Below are 14765 nucleotides of genomic sequence, written 5' to 3' on the forward strand. Positions count from 1 at the left end.
TTATTCTATTGCAATTCCGCTCGCATGTCAATAGTTATGTAAACTAAAAAAAGAAAGCGGAGTCCCTGCTTTCAGTACGCTGTTTTTCAGGTGGAAAAGAAGTGCTGTCAAAGATTATGTCAGACTGTCGTCGGAAAATTTTTTTCGAAGCTCTTTTAAATAATAGTCCTTGGCAGCGGCCGGTGTTTGAAAACTTAGTGGTTTCATGAAAATGTAAGAAAGACTGGTGCTCCAATCCTCGGCGGAAAAAAGGCCGGGATCCATGCTTTCTACCACGGGCAAAATGACGGCGCTGTTTTCCGACAGCCGAATATTGGAAATATACAGATTGCATGATTCAGCAATATACTCTACCATCTTCTCACTCATTCACACACCGCCTTTCCTACTTACAAGCCGGTAACAAAAATCCTGTAATAGAATTACCATATATCATTATAGTAACGTTTTGTTACTTAGTCAACATATTTACACAAGTTTCGGCAAATTTAGTAACTGTTTGTTACATAAATTGCTTGTAAATTTCCTAAACTGTATAATTTCCGTAAGGGGATGATAAAGTGGTTGCTCGAAGATTAAAGGAGCTTCGCACGGAACATAAACTCACTCAGAATGACATAGCAGCCCTTTTAAATATATCACGAGAAGCATATTGTATGTACGAAAATCAGAAAAGACAATTAAACTACGAATCCCTTTGTATTCTTGCCGATTATTATCATGTGACACTGGATTATCTGTTTGGGCGGTCCGATCGGCCGGATTTGACCGGGCCGCTCGGGAGTGAGGAAAAACTGCTGCTTGAGTATTACCGCGCCATGGACCAGCGGGGACGGGAAAATGTCATCGGAATGGCCAAAGTGGAGTATCAGAGAGGAATCAAAAGGAGAGACTTTTCCGGGCCGGTCATATGATCCCTCTGAAATAAGAATGAATGATAAGAAGCTCGCTATGAAAATTTACAGAATGTTCATGGCTCTTTTTGTGATTTTGCTATAATGAGCTGATAAGCCAGCAGGAAAAGGAGGAGATCAAAATGCAGATCCGTAAAACGCCGGGACACCGCATCGACATGCGTAAACTGCTGATTCGCGCGGTGGCAGTCCTTTGTGCGGCGGTGATTATTGGCTCCGCGTTTCTTGCTGCTTTCGGATAACAGCTTCATAAAAAAGGCTTCCGTCCACGGGCGGAAGCCTTTTTCTATGTGGGACCTTATTCTTTTCCGGCCCGGATGAAATCCACGCCCGCGCCGTAAGGGTGGAAAACGACCCCGGTCACGCCCTTTGCACAGGCGTAGTAGTGCTTTTCGTAGTACAGGGGATAGAACACGCCCTGTTCATTCAAATACTTTTCGGCATTTGCGAAAATCGCGGCGGAATCCGCTCCGCCGTTTTTCTCCACGCTGTCCAGCATGGCGTCGAAAGCGGGATCCTTCCATTTGGCGGGATTGTTCTTCTCGCTGCTTTTAAACAGGGACAGAACGGAAAGCGGGCCGTCGCTGGCCGGCTGGACAGGGCACAGCGCAACCTGATAGTCTCCCGATTGAATACGGGAAGCGAGCTGGTCTTCGGGAAGCGGCTCCATATTGAAGTAATTGTGGAACTGAACGTTCCAGGAAGCAATCATTTCATTGAGCATCAGCTTGACATTGACGTCGTCGGGACAGATGACGGTCACGCTTTTCAGCTCTGAAAGGGAAAGCTCGTTCAGCCCCGCGGCCAGAAGAGCCGCCGCGTTTTTGTCCTGCTTTAAAAAGTAGGAGCCGCCGTTGGCAAGGCTGCGGTAAGGCTTGCCCAGCAGGGTGGTGGACGGGGGAATGATATCGTTTGCGGCGGACATGTTCTTCGGCAGGTGCTGCAGTACCTTTGCCCGGTCAAAGGCCTGGAGGAAAGCCCGCCGGATATTTTTGCTTTTCATCAGCTCGGACTGCGTGTTGAAGCAGAGTCCCCAGGTTGTGTCCTCAAAGGAGGTGATGGTACCGCCCTGCGCCTGTGCGGCGGCGGCCTGACTGCCGGAAACGGCAATCGCGTCCACTGTGCCGCTCTTCAGCGCGTCGACCGGGTCGGTAATCGCGTTATCCTCGTTTTGCACGGTGAATTTCAGCTTGGACGGCAGCGGCTTTTGTTTTCCGGAATAGGTGTCGGAGCGGACAAGGTTGAGGTACTGGCCGTGGGACCATCCGTACTTTCCGTCTATTTCAAAGGGGCCGTTTCCAATCAGGTATTTTATTTCCAGACCATAACGCCCCGAAGTGCTTTCAAAAAACTTCTGGTTGCAGGGCATAAAGACGGGCGCCGCGGTGATGGCGGGGAAGTCCGGATAGGAATAGTTGAGCCGCACCACCAGCGTATGGGTATCCGGGGCGGTTACCCCGAGCTGGTCGGCGGGCACCGTTCCGGCGTTTACTTCTCTGGCGTTTTGAATGCAGAACATGCGGGAACAGGTCGGCGATCCGGTCTGCGGAGAAAGCGCACGCCGGAACGCATAGACAAAATCGTTCGCGGTGACGGGCGTTTTTTCCTTGTCCGACCATTTGGCGCTGCTGCGCAGGGTGAAGGTAAATACTGTATCGTTTTCGCTGCCGACCCATTTTTCCGCAACGCCCGGGTAGGGGCGATTGTCCGCGCCAAGGCGCACCAATCCCTCAAACAGTGCTTCGACCGCCACTGCGGCGGCACTGTCCGATGCGATCTGAGGATCCAGCGTTTTCGGTTCGGAGGCAAGATAGTAGTTGAATTTTTTATTCGCGTTTTTCGGTTCGTTTTTTCCGCATCCGGAAAAAGAAAATAATATTGTAAGACAGAGCAGGGCTGCCGTTATTCTTTTCAGCAATCGTTCAGTCACCCCTTGGTTTACGGGATTTCATTATTTTATCATTTTTTCTGTGCTATTGCAACGAGGTTAACATAATTGTTATCTTTTTCTGCGCGGAGGGAATTCATACGGTCGGATATGCATAAAAAAGCTCCTTCCCATAAGGGAAAGAGCTCGGGCTGCCGATAAAGTCGCGCAACCGCAAAATTGCAGAGCAAATTTTGCTTACTGCGTTGGCTGCACCTGCAAATTTCGGTCACATACGATTTTCGGCAGCCTGTTTCTTGGATCAGTTTAAAGTTTCGCCAGTGAAAAATCATTCGATGATGCTGACGCCGTCCATTTCCGGCGGCTGGGGAAGATCCAGAATTTTGAGCATGGTCGGGGCAATGTCCGCCAGCCTTCCGCCGGAGCGGAGCCTGCACGGATAGCCCACCACACAGAACGGGACGGGATTTGTCGTGTGTGCGGTGAAAGGAGAACCGTCTTCTTCGTACATTTTATCGGCGTTGCCGTGGTCGGCCGTAATCAGAGCGACGCCGCCCGCCTCGGAAATGGCATGAACCACTCTGCCTACGCAGGCGTCGACCGCTTCCACGGCGGCCTTGGCGGCGCTGAAAATGCCGGTGTGGCCCACCATGTCGCAGTTGGCAAAGTTCAGGATGATGACGTCGTATTTTCCGCTCTTGATGCGTTCCACCAAAGCGTCCGTGACCTCATACGCGCTCATTTCGGGCTGCAGGTCATAGGTCGCAACCTTGGGGGAGTGGATCAGTACACGGTCTTCGCCCGGGTACTGTTTTTCAACACCGCCGTTGAAAAAGAAAGTGACGTGGGCGTATTTCTCCGTTTCGGCGATCCGCAGCTGGGTCAGGCCCTTGTCGGAAATATATTCGCCGAAGGTGTTTTTCAGCGACTGGGGCTTAAAGGCGACCAGAACGTTGGGCATGGTAGCGTCATACTGCGTCATGCAGACATAGGTGAGGGGGAAGAACCCGTTTCTGCGCTCAAAGCCCTGAAAGTCCGGATCAACAAAGGTGCGCGTGATTTCGCGGGCACGGTCGGGCCGGAAATTGAAGAAAATAACGGAATCGTTCGCTTTGACGGAGGCATCCTTTGCGCAGACGGTGGGAACGACAAATTCGTCGGTCACTTTTTTCTGATAGGAATCCTCGACAGCCTGAACCGGGTCGCCGCACTGGATTCCTTCTCCGTACGCCATGGCGGCGTATGCCTTTTCCACGCGTTCCCAGCGGTTGTCACGGTCCATCGCGTAGTAGCGGCCCATCACGGTGGCGATTTCACCCACGCCGATTTCCTTCAGCTTTTCAGCGCATTCGGCGACATAGCCCTTTCCGGAATCCGGTGGAACGTCGCGGCCGTCCAGCAGGGCATGAACGTAGACTTTTTTGCAGCCGCGTCTTTTGGCCAGCTCGACCAGCGCGTAAAGGTGCCGGTTGTGGCTGTGCACGCCGCCCGCGGAAAGCAGGCCGATCAGGTGCAGGGCGCCGCCGTTTTTCGCCGCGTTGTCTGTGGCGGCAAGAAAGGCGGGATTTTCAAAAAAATCGCCGTCCTGAATGGATTTTGTAATCCTTGTCAGTTCCTGATAAACGATGCGGCCCGCTCCGATGTTGGTATGGCCGACCTCGGAGTTTCCCATCTGGCCGTCCGGAAGGCCGACGTCAAGGCCGGAGGCACCGATCTGCGTGATTGGGTTATTTGCAAAGAGACGGTCTATGTTTGGTTTGTGCGCCGCCTTGATCGCGTTGCCGCTCTCTCCGGCGATCCCAAAACCGTCGAGTATCATCAGTATCAAAGGTTTTTTCATGTTTTTGACCAACCTGCCTTTCGGAGTATTTTTACCTGCTTGCGGCCTTTACGATCTCCGCGAAGTCGGCCGGCTTTAAGGAAGCGCCGCCGATCAGGCCGCCGTCCACATCGGGCTGGTCGAGCAGCTCCGCCGCGTTTTTGGCGTTCATGGAACCGCCGTACTGAATGGTGATCGCGTCGGCGCTCGCCTTGTCGTACAGCTTCGCGACGGCTGCGCGGATGACGGCGCAGACTTCGTTGGCCTGCTGCGCGGTCGCCGTTTTGCCGGTGCCGATGGCCCAGATCGGCTCATAGGCGATGATGATCTTTTTCAGCTCGTCCTTGCTGACGCCGTCGAGAGCGATTTTGGTCTGCATGGCGACCAGTTCGTCGGTGATGCCCTGTTCGCGCTGCTCCAGATATTCGCCCACGCAGAGGATGACGGAAAGTCCGCCGTCCAGCGCCGCGCGGATGCGCTTGTTTACGGTGACGTCCGTTTCACCGAAATAGGTCCTGCGCTCGCTGTGGCCGATGATCACGTACTGTACGCCTGTGGAAACCAGCATGTCGGCGGAAATTTCCCCGGTGAAGGCGCCGCTCTTTTCCCAGTGGCAGTTCTGGGCACCGATGCCGATGTTGGAGCCCTTCGCGGCTTCCAGCGCGGCGGCAAGGTCGACATAGGGCACGCACGCGACAACGCCGCAGTCCGCGTCTTTTACCAGGGGCTTGATCGCCTCAATCAGTTGGGTTGCCTCGGCGGGGGTTTTGTTCATTTTCCAGTTGCCGGCGATGACTGCTTTTCTCAGCTTTTTGTTCATAAAGCATATCTCCTTTAAAAATTTAATTTTCCGATTTTGTTATAAATGCGGCAGACAGGCTGCCGCATTTTCACGTACAAGCAAATGCTTGTTTTTTTATTTGTCGTTCAGGCAGGCGATGCCGGGCAGCTCGAGGCCTTCCAGAAACTCAAGGGAAGCGCCGCCGCCGGTGGAAATATGGGTCATCTTATCGGCGAAGCCGAGCTTTTCAACCGCAGCCGCGGAATCGCCGCCACCGATGATGGAAATCGCGCCGCTGTTTGCGACCGCCTTCGCAACCGCGATCGTGCCGGCGGCGAAATTGTCCCATTCGGAAACGCCCATCGGTCCGTTCCACACGACGGTGCCGGAGCCCTGAATGGCCTCGGAGAACAGCGCGGAGGTTTTCGGACCGATGTCAAGGCCCATCCAGCCTTCCGGAATCTGGTCGGAATCGACGATCTTATGCTCGGCGTCGGGTTTGTATTCCGTGGCGACGACGTTGTCGATCGGGATCAGGAATTTAACGCCCTTCTCTTTTGCCTTCGCCATCATGTCCTTCGCGAGCTCGACCTTGTCGTTCTCGCAGATGGAAGTGCCGATGGCGTAGCCGAGCGCGTTCATGAAGGTGTAGGCCATGCCGCCGCCGATGATGAGGGTGTCGACCTTTTCCAGCAGGTTTGTGATCACGCCGATTTTGTCAGAAACCTTCGCACCGCCTAAAATGGCGACGAACGGACGCTTCGGGTTGCTGAGCGCGCCGCCCATGATGGTGATTTCCTTCTGAATCAGATATCCGCAGACCGCGGGGAGATACGCCGCCACGCCCGCTGTGGAAGCGTGTGCCCTGTGCGCGGTGCCGAACGCGTCGTTGACGTAGATTTCCGCCAGAGAGGCGAGCTGCTTTGAAAATTCAGGATCGTTCTTTTCTTCTTCTTTATGGAAGCGGACGTTTTCGATCAGTTCCACTTCTCCGTCCTTCAAGGAGGCGGCTATGCTTTTTGCGCTCTCGCCGATGACGTCGGAAGCCATCTTTACTTCCTGGCCAAGGACCTTGGAAAGGTATCTGGCAACAGGCGCGAGGGAGTATTTCATGTTGAATTCGCCCTTCGGGCGGCCCAGATGGGAGCAGAGGATTACCTTTGCCTTGTGACCGATTAAATACCGAATGGTCTTCAGTGCCTCATCAATACGCTTCGGATCGGTGATATTGCCTTCCGCATCGAACGGTACATTGAAATCACAGCGGACCAGTACCCGTTTTCCGGAAACATCAATGTCCTCCACGGTTTTCTTGTTGAGATAATTCATGCATAGCACTCCTTTATATTATGATAACAGAAAATACGATTTACCTCCGTTATTATACAATAATCCGTCGATAAATTCAAGCATATTGCGGGCCGAATCGGCCTTTTCCGGAAACTTTGTTAAAAAAGTATCACCATTGATATTCCCTTAATTGCCCTTTGCACAAAAGTTCCGGATAGCCCCATTGCCGGAGCACCTCGTAAACGCCCACCGCCACGGAATTGGACAGGTTCAGGCTGCGCGCGTCGGCGTTGTCGATCATCGGGATGCGGACGCAGCGGCCGGGGTTTTCATACAGCAGTTTTTCGGGCAGTCCGGCCGTTTCTTTGCCGAAAAAGAGGTAACTGTTGTCGGGGTACCGGATGTCCGAATGGATGTGCTGGGCCTTCGTTGAAAAGAAGTAGAAATTACCCGAATTTTTACTGAAAAAATCGGAAAGGCTATTGTAACAGGTGATATCCAGCAGGTGCCAGTAATCCAGCCCGGCGCGTTTGAGCTTTCTGTCGTCAATCTGAAAGCCCATCGGCCCGACAAGATGCAGTCTTGCTCCGGTTGCGGCGCAGGTGCGGGCAACGTTACCGGTGTTTTGCGGGATTTCCGGTTCGACCATAACAATGTTCAGTGTTGGCATGGGAGACTCCTTTATTCAAAAAATTTGGCATTAATTTTCAAATATAAACGGAAAGAAAGAGGGGATGATATTGAAAGGCCCAGGTTCTATATTTTCAGTCGGGAGGTTTTACGTTATGTATAAAGAGACGATGGGATTCGTCAGGGGCGTCGGCACCGGTATGGTCGCCGGCATCGCAGTTGCCTCTATGGGCAGCAAAATGATGAAAAACAACCGCAAGCTGAGACGCAACGCCAATAAAGCCATGCACGCGGTAAACGGCATGTTTGGCGACGTACAGGGCATGTTTAAACAGTAAACGGCGGTATTTTTACAAAACAGCAGATTTCCAAAGACATCGGCGGGGAATACCCCGCCGACAGTTGTTTGACCGGCTTTATCCGCCGGAGATGACGCTGTACATACTGAACATGGGAATAACGATGGAAATCACCACGGTGCCGACAATGACGGCGATGATGACCGTCATCGCCGGTTCCAGCGCGCTGGTCAGCCGTTTGGTGGCTTCGTCCGTCTCCTCTTCGTACATGGAAGCCATCTTGTCCAGCGTTTCAAACAGCATGCCGGATTCCTCTCCAACTTTGATCATGGAGACGAGAAGCGCGTCGAAAATCGGGAATTTCGCCATGGAGGCGTTGATGGCGGAGCCGAATTTCACCTCGGAAATGATCTGTGTCAGCTGCTCCTTCATAAAGCGGTTCGGAATCACGTCGCGCGAAATTTCAAGCGACTTTACGATATCCACCCCGGATTCCACCAAGGAAGACATGATGCGGCACAGCCGGGCGATATACGACTGGCGCAGCAGTGGCCCGACGGCCGGAATCCGCAGGATCAGCCGGTCCACCGCGGTGGAAAACGGAGCGGATTTCTTTTTCAATATTATAAAGCAAAATACGAGGACAAAAACCACCAGCAGGATCAGATACCATCTCGCCATTATAAACGAGGAAAAGGACATGACGAATCTCGTAATGGCCGGCAGGTCGGTATTGAATTCCTGAAAGATATTCGCGAAATTCGGAAGCACGAACACGTTCATCACAATCATCAGCAGCAGGGTGAGGCACAGAAGGAAAATCGGGTATCCGGTTGCGCCCTTCAGCTTGGCGGTCAGCTCGATTTCCTTGTCCAGAATTTTTGCGCAGCGTTCAAATGCGGTGTCCAGCCGCCCGTCCGTTTCGCCGGACTGGATGATGTTGGTGATGATTTTCGGGAAAGCCCTGAATTTCGACATGGCTTCGGAAATCGGAATACCGGTGTACAGGTCCCGGTTCATTTCCTCCAGAATCCGTTTGACCTTTTTATCCTTTTCCCCGCTGATCAGCACCTCCATGGCCATGGAAAGGGACACGCCGGCCTTCATCATAATTCCCATCTGGTTCATGATAGTGAGAAGCTTTTTCTTTTTGATTTTCGCCTTATGAATGTCGGAACCGGTGATTTCCATCTCCCAGATAGAGGTGGGTTCCGCTTCCGTTTTGCCCTCGCCGCCCGCCAGGGAAAGCGCGGTCAGGCCTTCGCTCTGCAGCCGGTCGATCGCGTCGGCTTTGCTGTCGGCGTTGATAAAGCCGCGGGATTTTTTATTTCTATGGTCAACCGCCGTATATTGATACCGCAATAAAATCCCCTCTTACGTCATGAATTTCTCGTGACGGCGTCAAAGCCGAATTCCCCGGCGGTGCCGCCCGTGATGATTCCCCGCCGCAGCAGGTCGTCGACGCTGCGTTCCAGCGGAATCATTCCCTGGCTGATCCCGGTCTGGATGGACTGGGAGATATTGGCCGTTCTGCCCTCGCGGATCAGGTTGCTGATCGCGGAGTTGATGAACATCATTTCAAAGGCTCCGACGCGGCCCCTGCCGTCGGCGGTGGGCAGCAGGCGCTGGGAAATGACGCTTTTCAGCACCAGGGAAAGCTGTGTGCGGATTTGCTGCTGCTGCTGGGGAGGAAACACGTCGATCAGACGGTCGATGGTTTTGGCGGCCCCGATCGTGTGCAGCGTGGAGAGCACCAGATGCCCGGTTTCCGCCGCGGTCACGGCAATCGAAATCGATTCAAGGTCGCGCATCTCGCCGACCAGAATGATGTCCGGGTCCTCGCGCAGGGCGGCTTTCAGCGCCCGCGCGTACGAAACGCTGTCCGCGCCGATCTCCCTCTGGTTGATGATGCTGTTTTTCGGGGTGTGCAGATATTCGATCGGGTCCTCGATCGTAATAATGTGGCAGTGCCGGTTTTTGTTGAATTCGTTGATGATGGCCGCCAGCGTGGTCGATTTCCCGCTTCCGGTCGGGCCGGTCACCAGCACAAGGCCGTCCTGCAGCTCCAGAACCCGGCTGATGGAGGCCGGAAGGCGCAGCTCGGAAATTTCCGGAGTCGCGGCGCTGATAATGCGCATGACCAGCGTTTCGCCGCGGGTCTGACGGAACGCGTTGATACGGAACCGCCCGCACCCGCCGATTTCCGCGGAGGCGTCCATGTCGCCGGTTTTCCGGAATTCTTCGTATTTTTCATGGGAAAGGCACTGGCGGATCATCCCGTCCGCCTCTTCCGGCGTCAGCGCGGGAACGTCGAGAAAATGCATTCTGCCGTTGATGCGGTAAGCGGGACGGTTATTGGCGGACAGGTGGATGTCAGAGGCGTGTCTTGCAACGCCGCCCGAAACGATTTGTAAAAAATCCATACTTGCAAGCCTCACATTTGCAGGGAGTAAACTTCCAGCATTTCCTGTACGGAGGTTTTTCCCTCTATTACGATTCTCCTGATATTTTCGTCGAGCGTGATCATGCCCTCCTGAACGGCGGTCTCCCGGATCTGGTCCGTGCTTTTTCCATTGTTGATGCAGGCTTTGATTCCGGTGGAAACCGGCATGATTTCATGAATGGCGGTCCTGCCCCGGTAGCCCTTTCCGCTGCAGTAGCTGCAGCCCTTTGCCCGGTACAGCTTCAGCCGGGTATCCTTGGGCAGCCCTAAAAGCTCCAGCTCGTTTTCCTCCGCAAGATATTCCTCTTTGCAGTGGGGGCAGAGGGTGCGCACCAGCCGCTGCGCGATGACGCCCAGTACGGAGGAGGACACCATGTAGGGCTCCACGCCCATGTCGATCAGGCGGATAATGGAGCTCGGGGCGTCGTAGGTGTGCAGCGTGGAGAGAACCAGATGCCCGGTGATGGCGACGCTGCTGGCGATTTCCGCGGTCTCCGTGTCGCGGATTTCGCCGATCATGACGACGTCGGGGTCCTGGCGCAGAATCGAGCGCAGCACCGCGGAAAAGGTCAGGCCCGCCTTTGCGTTGATGTCCACCTGCGTGATGTTCGGGATAATCATTTCCACGGGATTTTCGACGGTGACAATGTTGATATCCTCGCGCATGATTTCTTTCAGCGCGGTGTAAAGGGTGGTGGATTTCCCGCTTCCGGTCGGTCCGGTCAGCAGGAGGATGCCGTGATTGTTTTTCAGCAGGGAGTTGAATTTTTCAAGATTCTCCGGCAGAAAGCCGATCTCCTCCTTCACAAGGGAGAAGCTGAGCGCGGTCGTGATACGGATGACCACTTTTTCGCCGAATACACAGGGCAGGACGGAAATTCTCATGTCAATATCCTTGCCGCCGATCCGGTAATTGATACGGCCGTCCTGCGGAATGCGCTTTTCGGCGATGTTCATGCCGCCGATGAACTTGATGCGGGAAACCACCGAGGGAATCAGCTCGGCGCTGGTTTCCATATAAAGGCTGAGCCGCCCGTCCACCCGGAAGCGGATGCGCATGGACTTTTCCTCCGGCTCGATGTGGATGTCGCTCGCCTTGAGCAGGACCGCCTGCTCGATCATATTGTTGACAAAGCGGATGATCGGCTGGTCCGTCCCGGTCTGTCCCTCGAGCTGGTCCAGCGGGATGTCCGGCTGGGCGGTGGAAAGCTCCCGCGCGGCGGCAAACGCTTTCTGAGTGGTGTACAGCTCGCGGATTTTCGTTTCCAGCTTCTCGCGTTCCGCAATGACGGGATTCATCTTTAATTTGGTGTAGATTCCGATATCGTTGATCCCGTTGTAATCCAGCGGGTCCGCGACCGCCACGGTCAGAATGCTGCCCGAGCGGCTGATGGGGACAATCAGATTGGAGCGCGCCAGCTCCTCCGGCACCAGCGACGAAAGGGAAGGGTCCACGCTGACGGAGGAAAGGTCGAGGTAGGGAATGGAGAGCTGCTTTTCCAGCGAACGGATGATCTGCATTTCCGTCAGGAAGCGGTTGTCGATCAGAATCCTTCCTAAGCGCACATTGGTGCCCTTTTGCCGCTCCAAAGCCTGCTGGAGCTGTTCTTCGGTGAGCACCCCGGAATTGATCAAAATCTGTCCGAGCTTCAAATTCGTAATTTTCATGATAGGCTCCTTTACATATTCAGCAAAGACATGTACCAGACTGCGAAGGACTCAATCTGGCGGTGAAACGCCAGAAACAAAAGCAGGCTGAGGCACAGATACGGCCCGAGCGGAAGATAAAGGTTCCGTATCGGCCGCCGGCGCAGCAGCAAAGAAAGAATGTAGAAAAACGCAAGGAAAACGGCCATAAAAAATACGAGGAAGAAAGAAGGGAACCCTGTCAGTATTCCCGCGGCGGCGAAAAGCTTGACGTCGCCGAAGCCCATCGCCTCTTTTCTATAGGCGATTTTGCCCGCGACGGCAAACAGAAGCATCAGGATCAGCCCGGCGGCCGCGCCGTAAAGCGGGGAAAGCCAGCCCGTGTGGAACAGGCGGGTCCCGCTCAGAAGATCGTAGCCGGACACGGCGGCAAAGATCACAGACAGCGCCAGCGTAAACTGATCGGGAATAATAAAATATTTACTGTCCGCCGCCGCAACCATCGGGAGGACGACAGCCGCGGCGCAGAAGGCGAAAAAGAAAAAAAGATCGCCTTTATATTGTAAATAAATCAGGATGAACGACAGGAAAAGGGAGACCGTCATCCAGATGCCGTGCGGCTTGAAAAAGAGCCTTTTGCGGGAAAGGTCCTCCCCCGGCTGCTCGTCGTAGTCGCAGAACCATCTCGCGGGCAGCGCGTTGAACAGCCCTACGCAGAGGTTTGCCAGCACCGCCGCGGCAGGGATGCAGAACAGACACACAACGGCGTCGTAAACGCGCCCGGCTTCCGCCCCGTTCAATGAGATCATTGTTTGGCGCCCCTGGAAAAATAATACAGGGTCATGGTGAGCACCGCGTCCACTTTTCCGGCATCGTCCGGCCCCTCGTATTTTACGCGGTTGACGAAATAGACCCCTTCGGACTCGCTTTCAAAATAACCGACCAGTGCGGGCAGCTGCGTTTGGGTGCACAGGACGTTCAGTTCGACGGACGCCGTGTAAAGCTGTTTTCCGCTTGCGGCGGTTTTGCCCTTTTCGGCCTGTTCCGGGCCGACATTGACGCTTTTCAGCGTGACTCCGGAGGAGCCGACGATTTTTCCGATATCCTCGGCCACGTTTTTTCCCGTTACGGCCGTATCGGCTTTCTCTTCGTTCAGCTGTGTTTTCAGGCCGTCTATCTTCTGCTGCAGGCCGCTGAGCCGGGCCGACTGCAGTTCATAGGTCTGCAGCTGTTCCAGATTGCCGAGGTGCTCTCCGTTCAGATCGGAAACCTTCTGGTTCAGGGGGAGAAAGATATAGTTTACATAAAGCAAAAGCACCAGGGAAAAACCGAACAGATAGAGCAGGACGCCGGATACTTTTACACTTTTCATGGCTGTCCACCGTCCTTACCGCCCGATGCCAAAGGGATGAAGTCCTTTACGCTGAGGGAAACGCTGCAGGCGCACAGGCCGTCGGAACCGACTTCGGCCCGGAACGGCACGGCAATTGCAAAATAGCCGTTGGACTCCACCTGACGCTTGACGGCCAGATAGTCGCTGTAATTTGCGGTCGTAAAGGTAAGGGAGACGGCGCCGGTCATATTGTCCAGCTCACAGCCGTCCACCGATTTTGCTTTTGAGGTGATCTGGCTGACCAGTTGGCCTGTGATTTCTTTCGCGTCGCTTTTGCCGGAGGGAAGCAGCTTTTGGTCGCTTTTCCGTTTGGAAAGCTGCTGTTCCAGCTCGCTCTGTTCCTGTAAAAGGGCTTTTACCTCCGTGTATTTCAAATCGTTCAGGGCGCGCTTGTCCTGTGCCTGCTGTTTCAGCGCGGACAGGTAAACGATCGGCTCCAGCGCCATAACCCCGATTGCGAGCAGGGTGATGACGGAAAGCACGGCCACGTTTGCCGCGCGCGTGCCCGATATGGATTTTACCAGAAGCAGAAAATCGATATCCTCGGCCTTTTTGGCGGCCAGAATCCCCGCGGCGGTGAAGAAGGCGGCGGGCTGGAACCCGGCCCTTTTGGCGGCTGCGTTGACGGCGGGCAGGGGAACGGAAAAGGAAGCGATATTTTCAATTGGAATATCCAGTTCCAGCCTGGCGCAGAATTCATCGAATTTAGGTACGATGGAAAAGCCCCCGCACAGAATCAGCCGGTTCAGTTCCAGACGCTCGCTGGAAAGGACCATGCGGATATTGCGGACGGCCTCGCTGACGCAGGCGTCCAGCAAATCGGAAATCTGCCGCGCCGCCGTTTCGTCGTTTTCCACGGCGAATCCGTAGGCGGTCACGCTTCTGACCGCGTCGGCAAAGGACACCGAGCGGTTTCGCATGATGATTTCGGCAATTTCGTCGAAGACCGTTTCAAAGGTTCTCTGAAAGACGGGCATCCCGTTCTGAAAAAGGACAAGGCGTGTTTTTGTATAGTCAAAATCGAGCAGGGCGATCGTCTGATCCCGTTCAGCCGGAATCGATTTGCCCGCGTGCAATAATCCGCTGATGGGCGGGACGATCTTGACGACGCGAAGGCCGTATCTGGAAAAGGCTTTCCGGATGTCCCCGAGCAGCCTGGTTTTTACCGCGAAAAGGGAGCTTGTCAGCTTCCCGGTGAGCGGGTTCACACGGTTATATTCGTAGTTCTGGATCATATAGCCGTCCACGCCGTCCTGAAGCACGGTTTCGGCTTCCAGCCCGGCCAGGGAAAGCAGGTCTTTCTTTTTGCACGGAAGGTGCTGGTACTCTTTGCTGACGACGGGATCGTCTTCCAGGCAGAAAACGATCTTATTGGTTCCCATGTTCGCGGAATTCACGCACTCCCGCACATATTTCGCAAAAGCGGGGAGATCGTCGCAGGTCTTTCCGTCGCGCATGCTTTCGGGCAGCTCAAAGCACTGCGGCAGCCCGAAAACCGGTTTTCGCGTATATTTTACCCACGTCAGGTAAAGCGCCCTGCGGGTCGTTTGCAGCAGAATCACGTTCAAAGCGGCTGACACCACACTTTACTGTTTCAATTTCGATACTATTATACAATATCCTGTTATTTGCGACAATCCATTTTTCATCTGTATGGAACA

14 protein-coding genes are annotated in these 14765 nt (G+C 54.2%); 2 read left to right on the forward strand and 12 right to left on the reverse strand.

The window, feature by feature from the left end; translation table 11 throughout:
* Positions 1-114: 114 nt before the first annotated feature.
* The gene (locus ACRQV7_RS04255) at positions 115-369 is read right to left on the reverse strand and encodes a hypothetical protein (RefSeq protein WP_444659586.1); all 255 of its coding nucleotides are present in this window, start codon (positions 367-369) and stop codon (positions 115-117) included.
* Positions 370-560: 191 nt separating this feature from the next.
* Here ACRQV7_RS04255 and ACRQV7_RS04260 point away from each other — a divergent pair, with 191 nt between their 5' ends.
* Entirely contained in the window at positions 561-914 is a 354-nt protein-coding gene (locus ACRQV7_RS04260) for a helix-turn-helix domain-containing protein (protein WP_444659588.1), read from the forward strand.
* A 298-nt stretch (positions 915-1212) separates the two neighbouring features.
* On the opposite strand, the gene ACRQV7_RS04265 is transcribed toward ACRQV7_RS04260, so the two are convergent.
* The 5 genes from ACRQV7_RS04265 to ACRQV7_RS04285 form a co-directional block, all read right to left on the reverse strand.
* On the reverse strand, positions 1213-2832 hold the full coding sequence (locus ACRQV7_RS04265; RefSeq protein WP_444659589.1) for a peptide ABC transporter substrate-binding protein: 1620 nt from the start codon (positions 2830-2832) through the stop codon (positions 1213-1215).
* Between the two features lie 298 nt (positions 2833-3130).
* Entirely contained in the window at positions 3131-4642 is a 1512-nt protein-coding gene (gene gpmI / locus ACRQV7_RS04270) for a 2,3-bisphosphoglycerate-independent phosphoglycerate mutase (protein WP_444659591.1), read from the reverse strand.
* A gap of 31 nt (positions 4643-4673) precedes the next feature.
* Positions 4674-5441, reverse strand: coding sequence for a triose-phosphate isomerase (gene tpiA / locus ACRQV7_RS04275; RefSeq protein ID WP_444659592.1), 768 nt, complete (start codon positions 5439-5441; stop codon positions 4674-4676).
* Positions 5442-5537: 96 nt separating this feature from the next.
* Positions 5538-6731 carry a phosphoglycerate kinase gene (locus tag ACRQV7_RS04280; protein WP_444659593.1) on the reverse strand — a complete coding sequence of 398 codons (1194 nt, stop codon included), beginning with the start codon at positions 6729-6731 and terminating at the stop codon, positions 5538-5540.
* A 130-nt stretch (positions 6732-6861) separates the two neighbouring features.
* Positions 6862-7362, reverse strand: coding sequence for a tRNA (cytidine(34)-2'-O)-methyltransferase (locus tag ACRQV7_RS04285; RefSeq protein WP_444659594.1), 501 nt, complete (start codon positions 7360-7362; stop codon positions 6862-6864).
* 115 nt (positions 7363-7477) lie between these two features.
* On the opposite strand from ACRQV7_RS04285, the gene ACRQV7_RS04290 reads away from it, so the two are divergent.
* A complete protein-coding gene (locus ACRQV7_RS04290; RefSeq protein WP_275713009.1) occupies positions 7478-7660 on the forward strand; it encodes a hypothetical protein in 183 nt (60 codons plus the stop codon).
* Between the two features lie 78 nt (positions 7661-7738).
* Here ACRQV7_RS04290 and ACRQV7_RS04295 read toward each other — a convergent pair whose 3' ends face one another.
* From ACRQV7_RS04295 to ACRQV7_RS04320, 6 genes are read right to left on the reverse strand one after another with little or no spacing between them, the layout of a single operon-like run.
* On the reverse strand, positions 7739-8983 hold the full coding sequence (locus ACRQV7_RS04295) for a type II secretion system F family protein (RefSeq protein WP_444659595.1): 1245 nt from the start codon (positions 8981-8983) through the stop codon (positions 7739-7741).
* Positions 8984-9000: 17 nt separating this feature from the next.
* Complete coding sequence (locus ACRQV7_RS04300; protein ID WP_275713005.1) at positions 9001-10044, reverse strand: type IV pilus twitching motility protein PilT; 1044 nt, start codon at positions 10042-10044, stop codon at positions 9001-9003.
* Positions 10045-10055: 11 nt separating this feature from the next.
* Positions 10056-11732: a GspE/PulE family protein gene (locus ACRQV7_RS04305; protein ID WP_275713003.1), complete on the reverse strand. Its 1677-nt coding sequence runs from the start codon at positions 11730-11732 to the stop codon at positions 10056-10058.
* Between the two features lie 11 nt (positions 11733-11743).
* Positions 11744-12520 (reverse strand): prepilin peptidase, encoded by a 777-nt coding sequence (locus tag ACRQV7_RS04310; RefSeq protein ID WP_444659596.1) that lies wholly within the window; start codon positions 12518-12520, stop codon positions 11744-11746.
* Positions 12517-13083, reverse strand: coding sequence for a hypothetical protein (locus tag ACRQV7_RS04315; RefSeq protein ID WP_444659597.1), 567 nt, complete (start codon positions 13081-13083; stop codon positions 12517-12519). The genes ACRQV7_RS04310 and ACRQV7_RS04315 overlap by 4 nt, the downstream gene beginning before the upstream one ends.
* Positions 13080-14672, reverse strand: a complete 1593-nt coding sequence (locus ACRQV7_RS04320) for a hypothetical protein (protein ID WP_444659598.1) — start codon at positions 14670-14672, stop codon at positions 13080-13082. Before ACRQV7_RS04320 ends, ACRQV7_RS04315 begins: the two co-directional genes overlap by 4 nt.
* Between the last annotated feature and the right edge of the window lie 93 nt (positions 14673-14765).

Source organism: Caproiciproducens lactatisolvens (genome assembly GCF_052443335.1).
In the GTDB taxonomy this organism is placed as follows: Bacteria; Bacillota; Clostridia; order Oscillospirales; family Acutalibacteraceae; genus Caproiciproducens.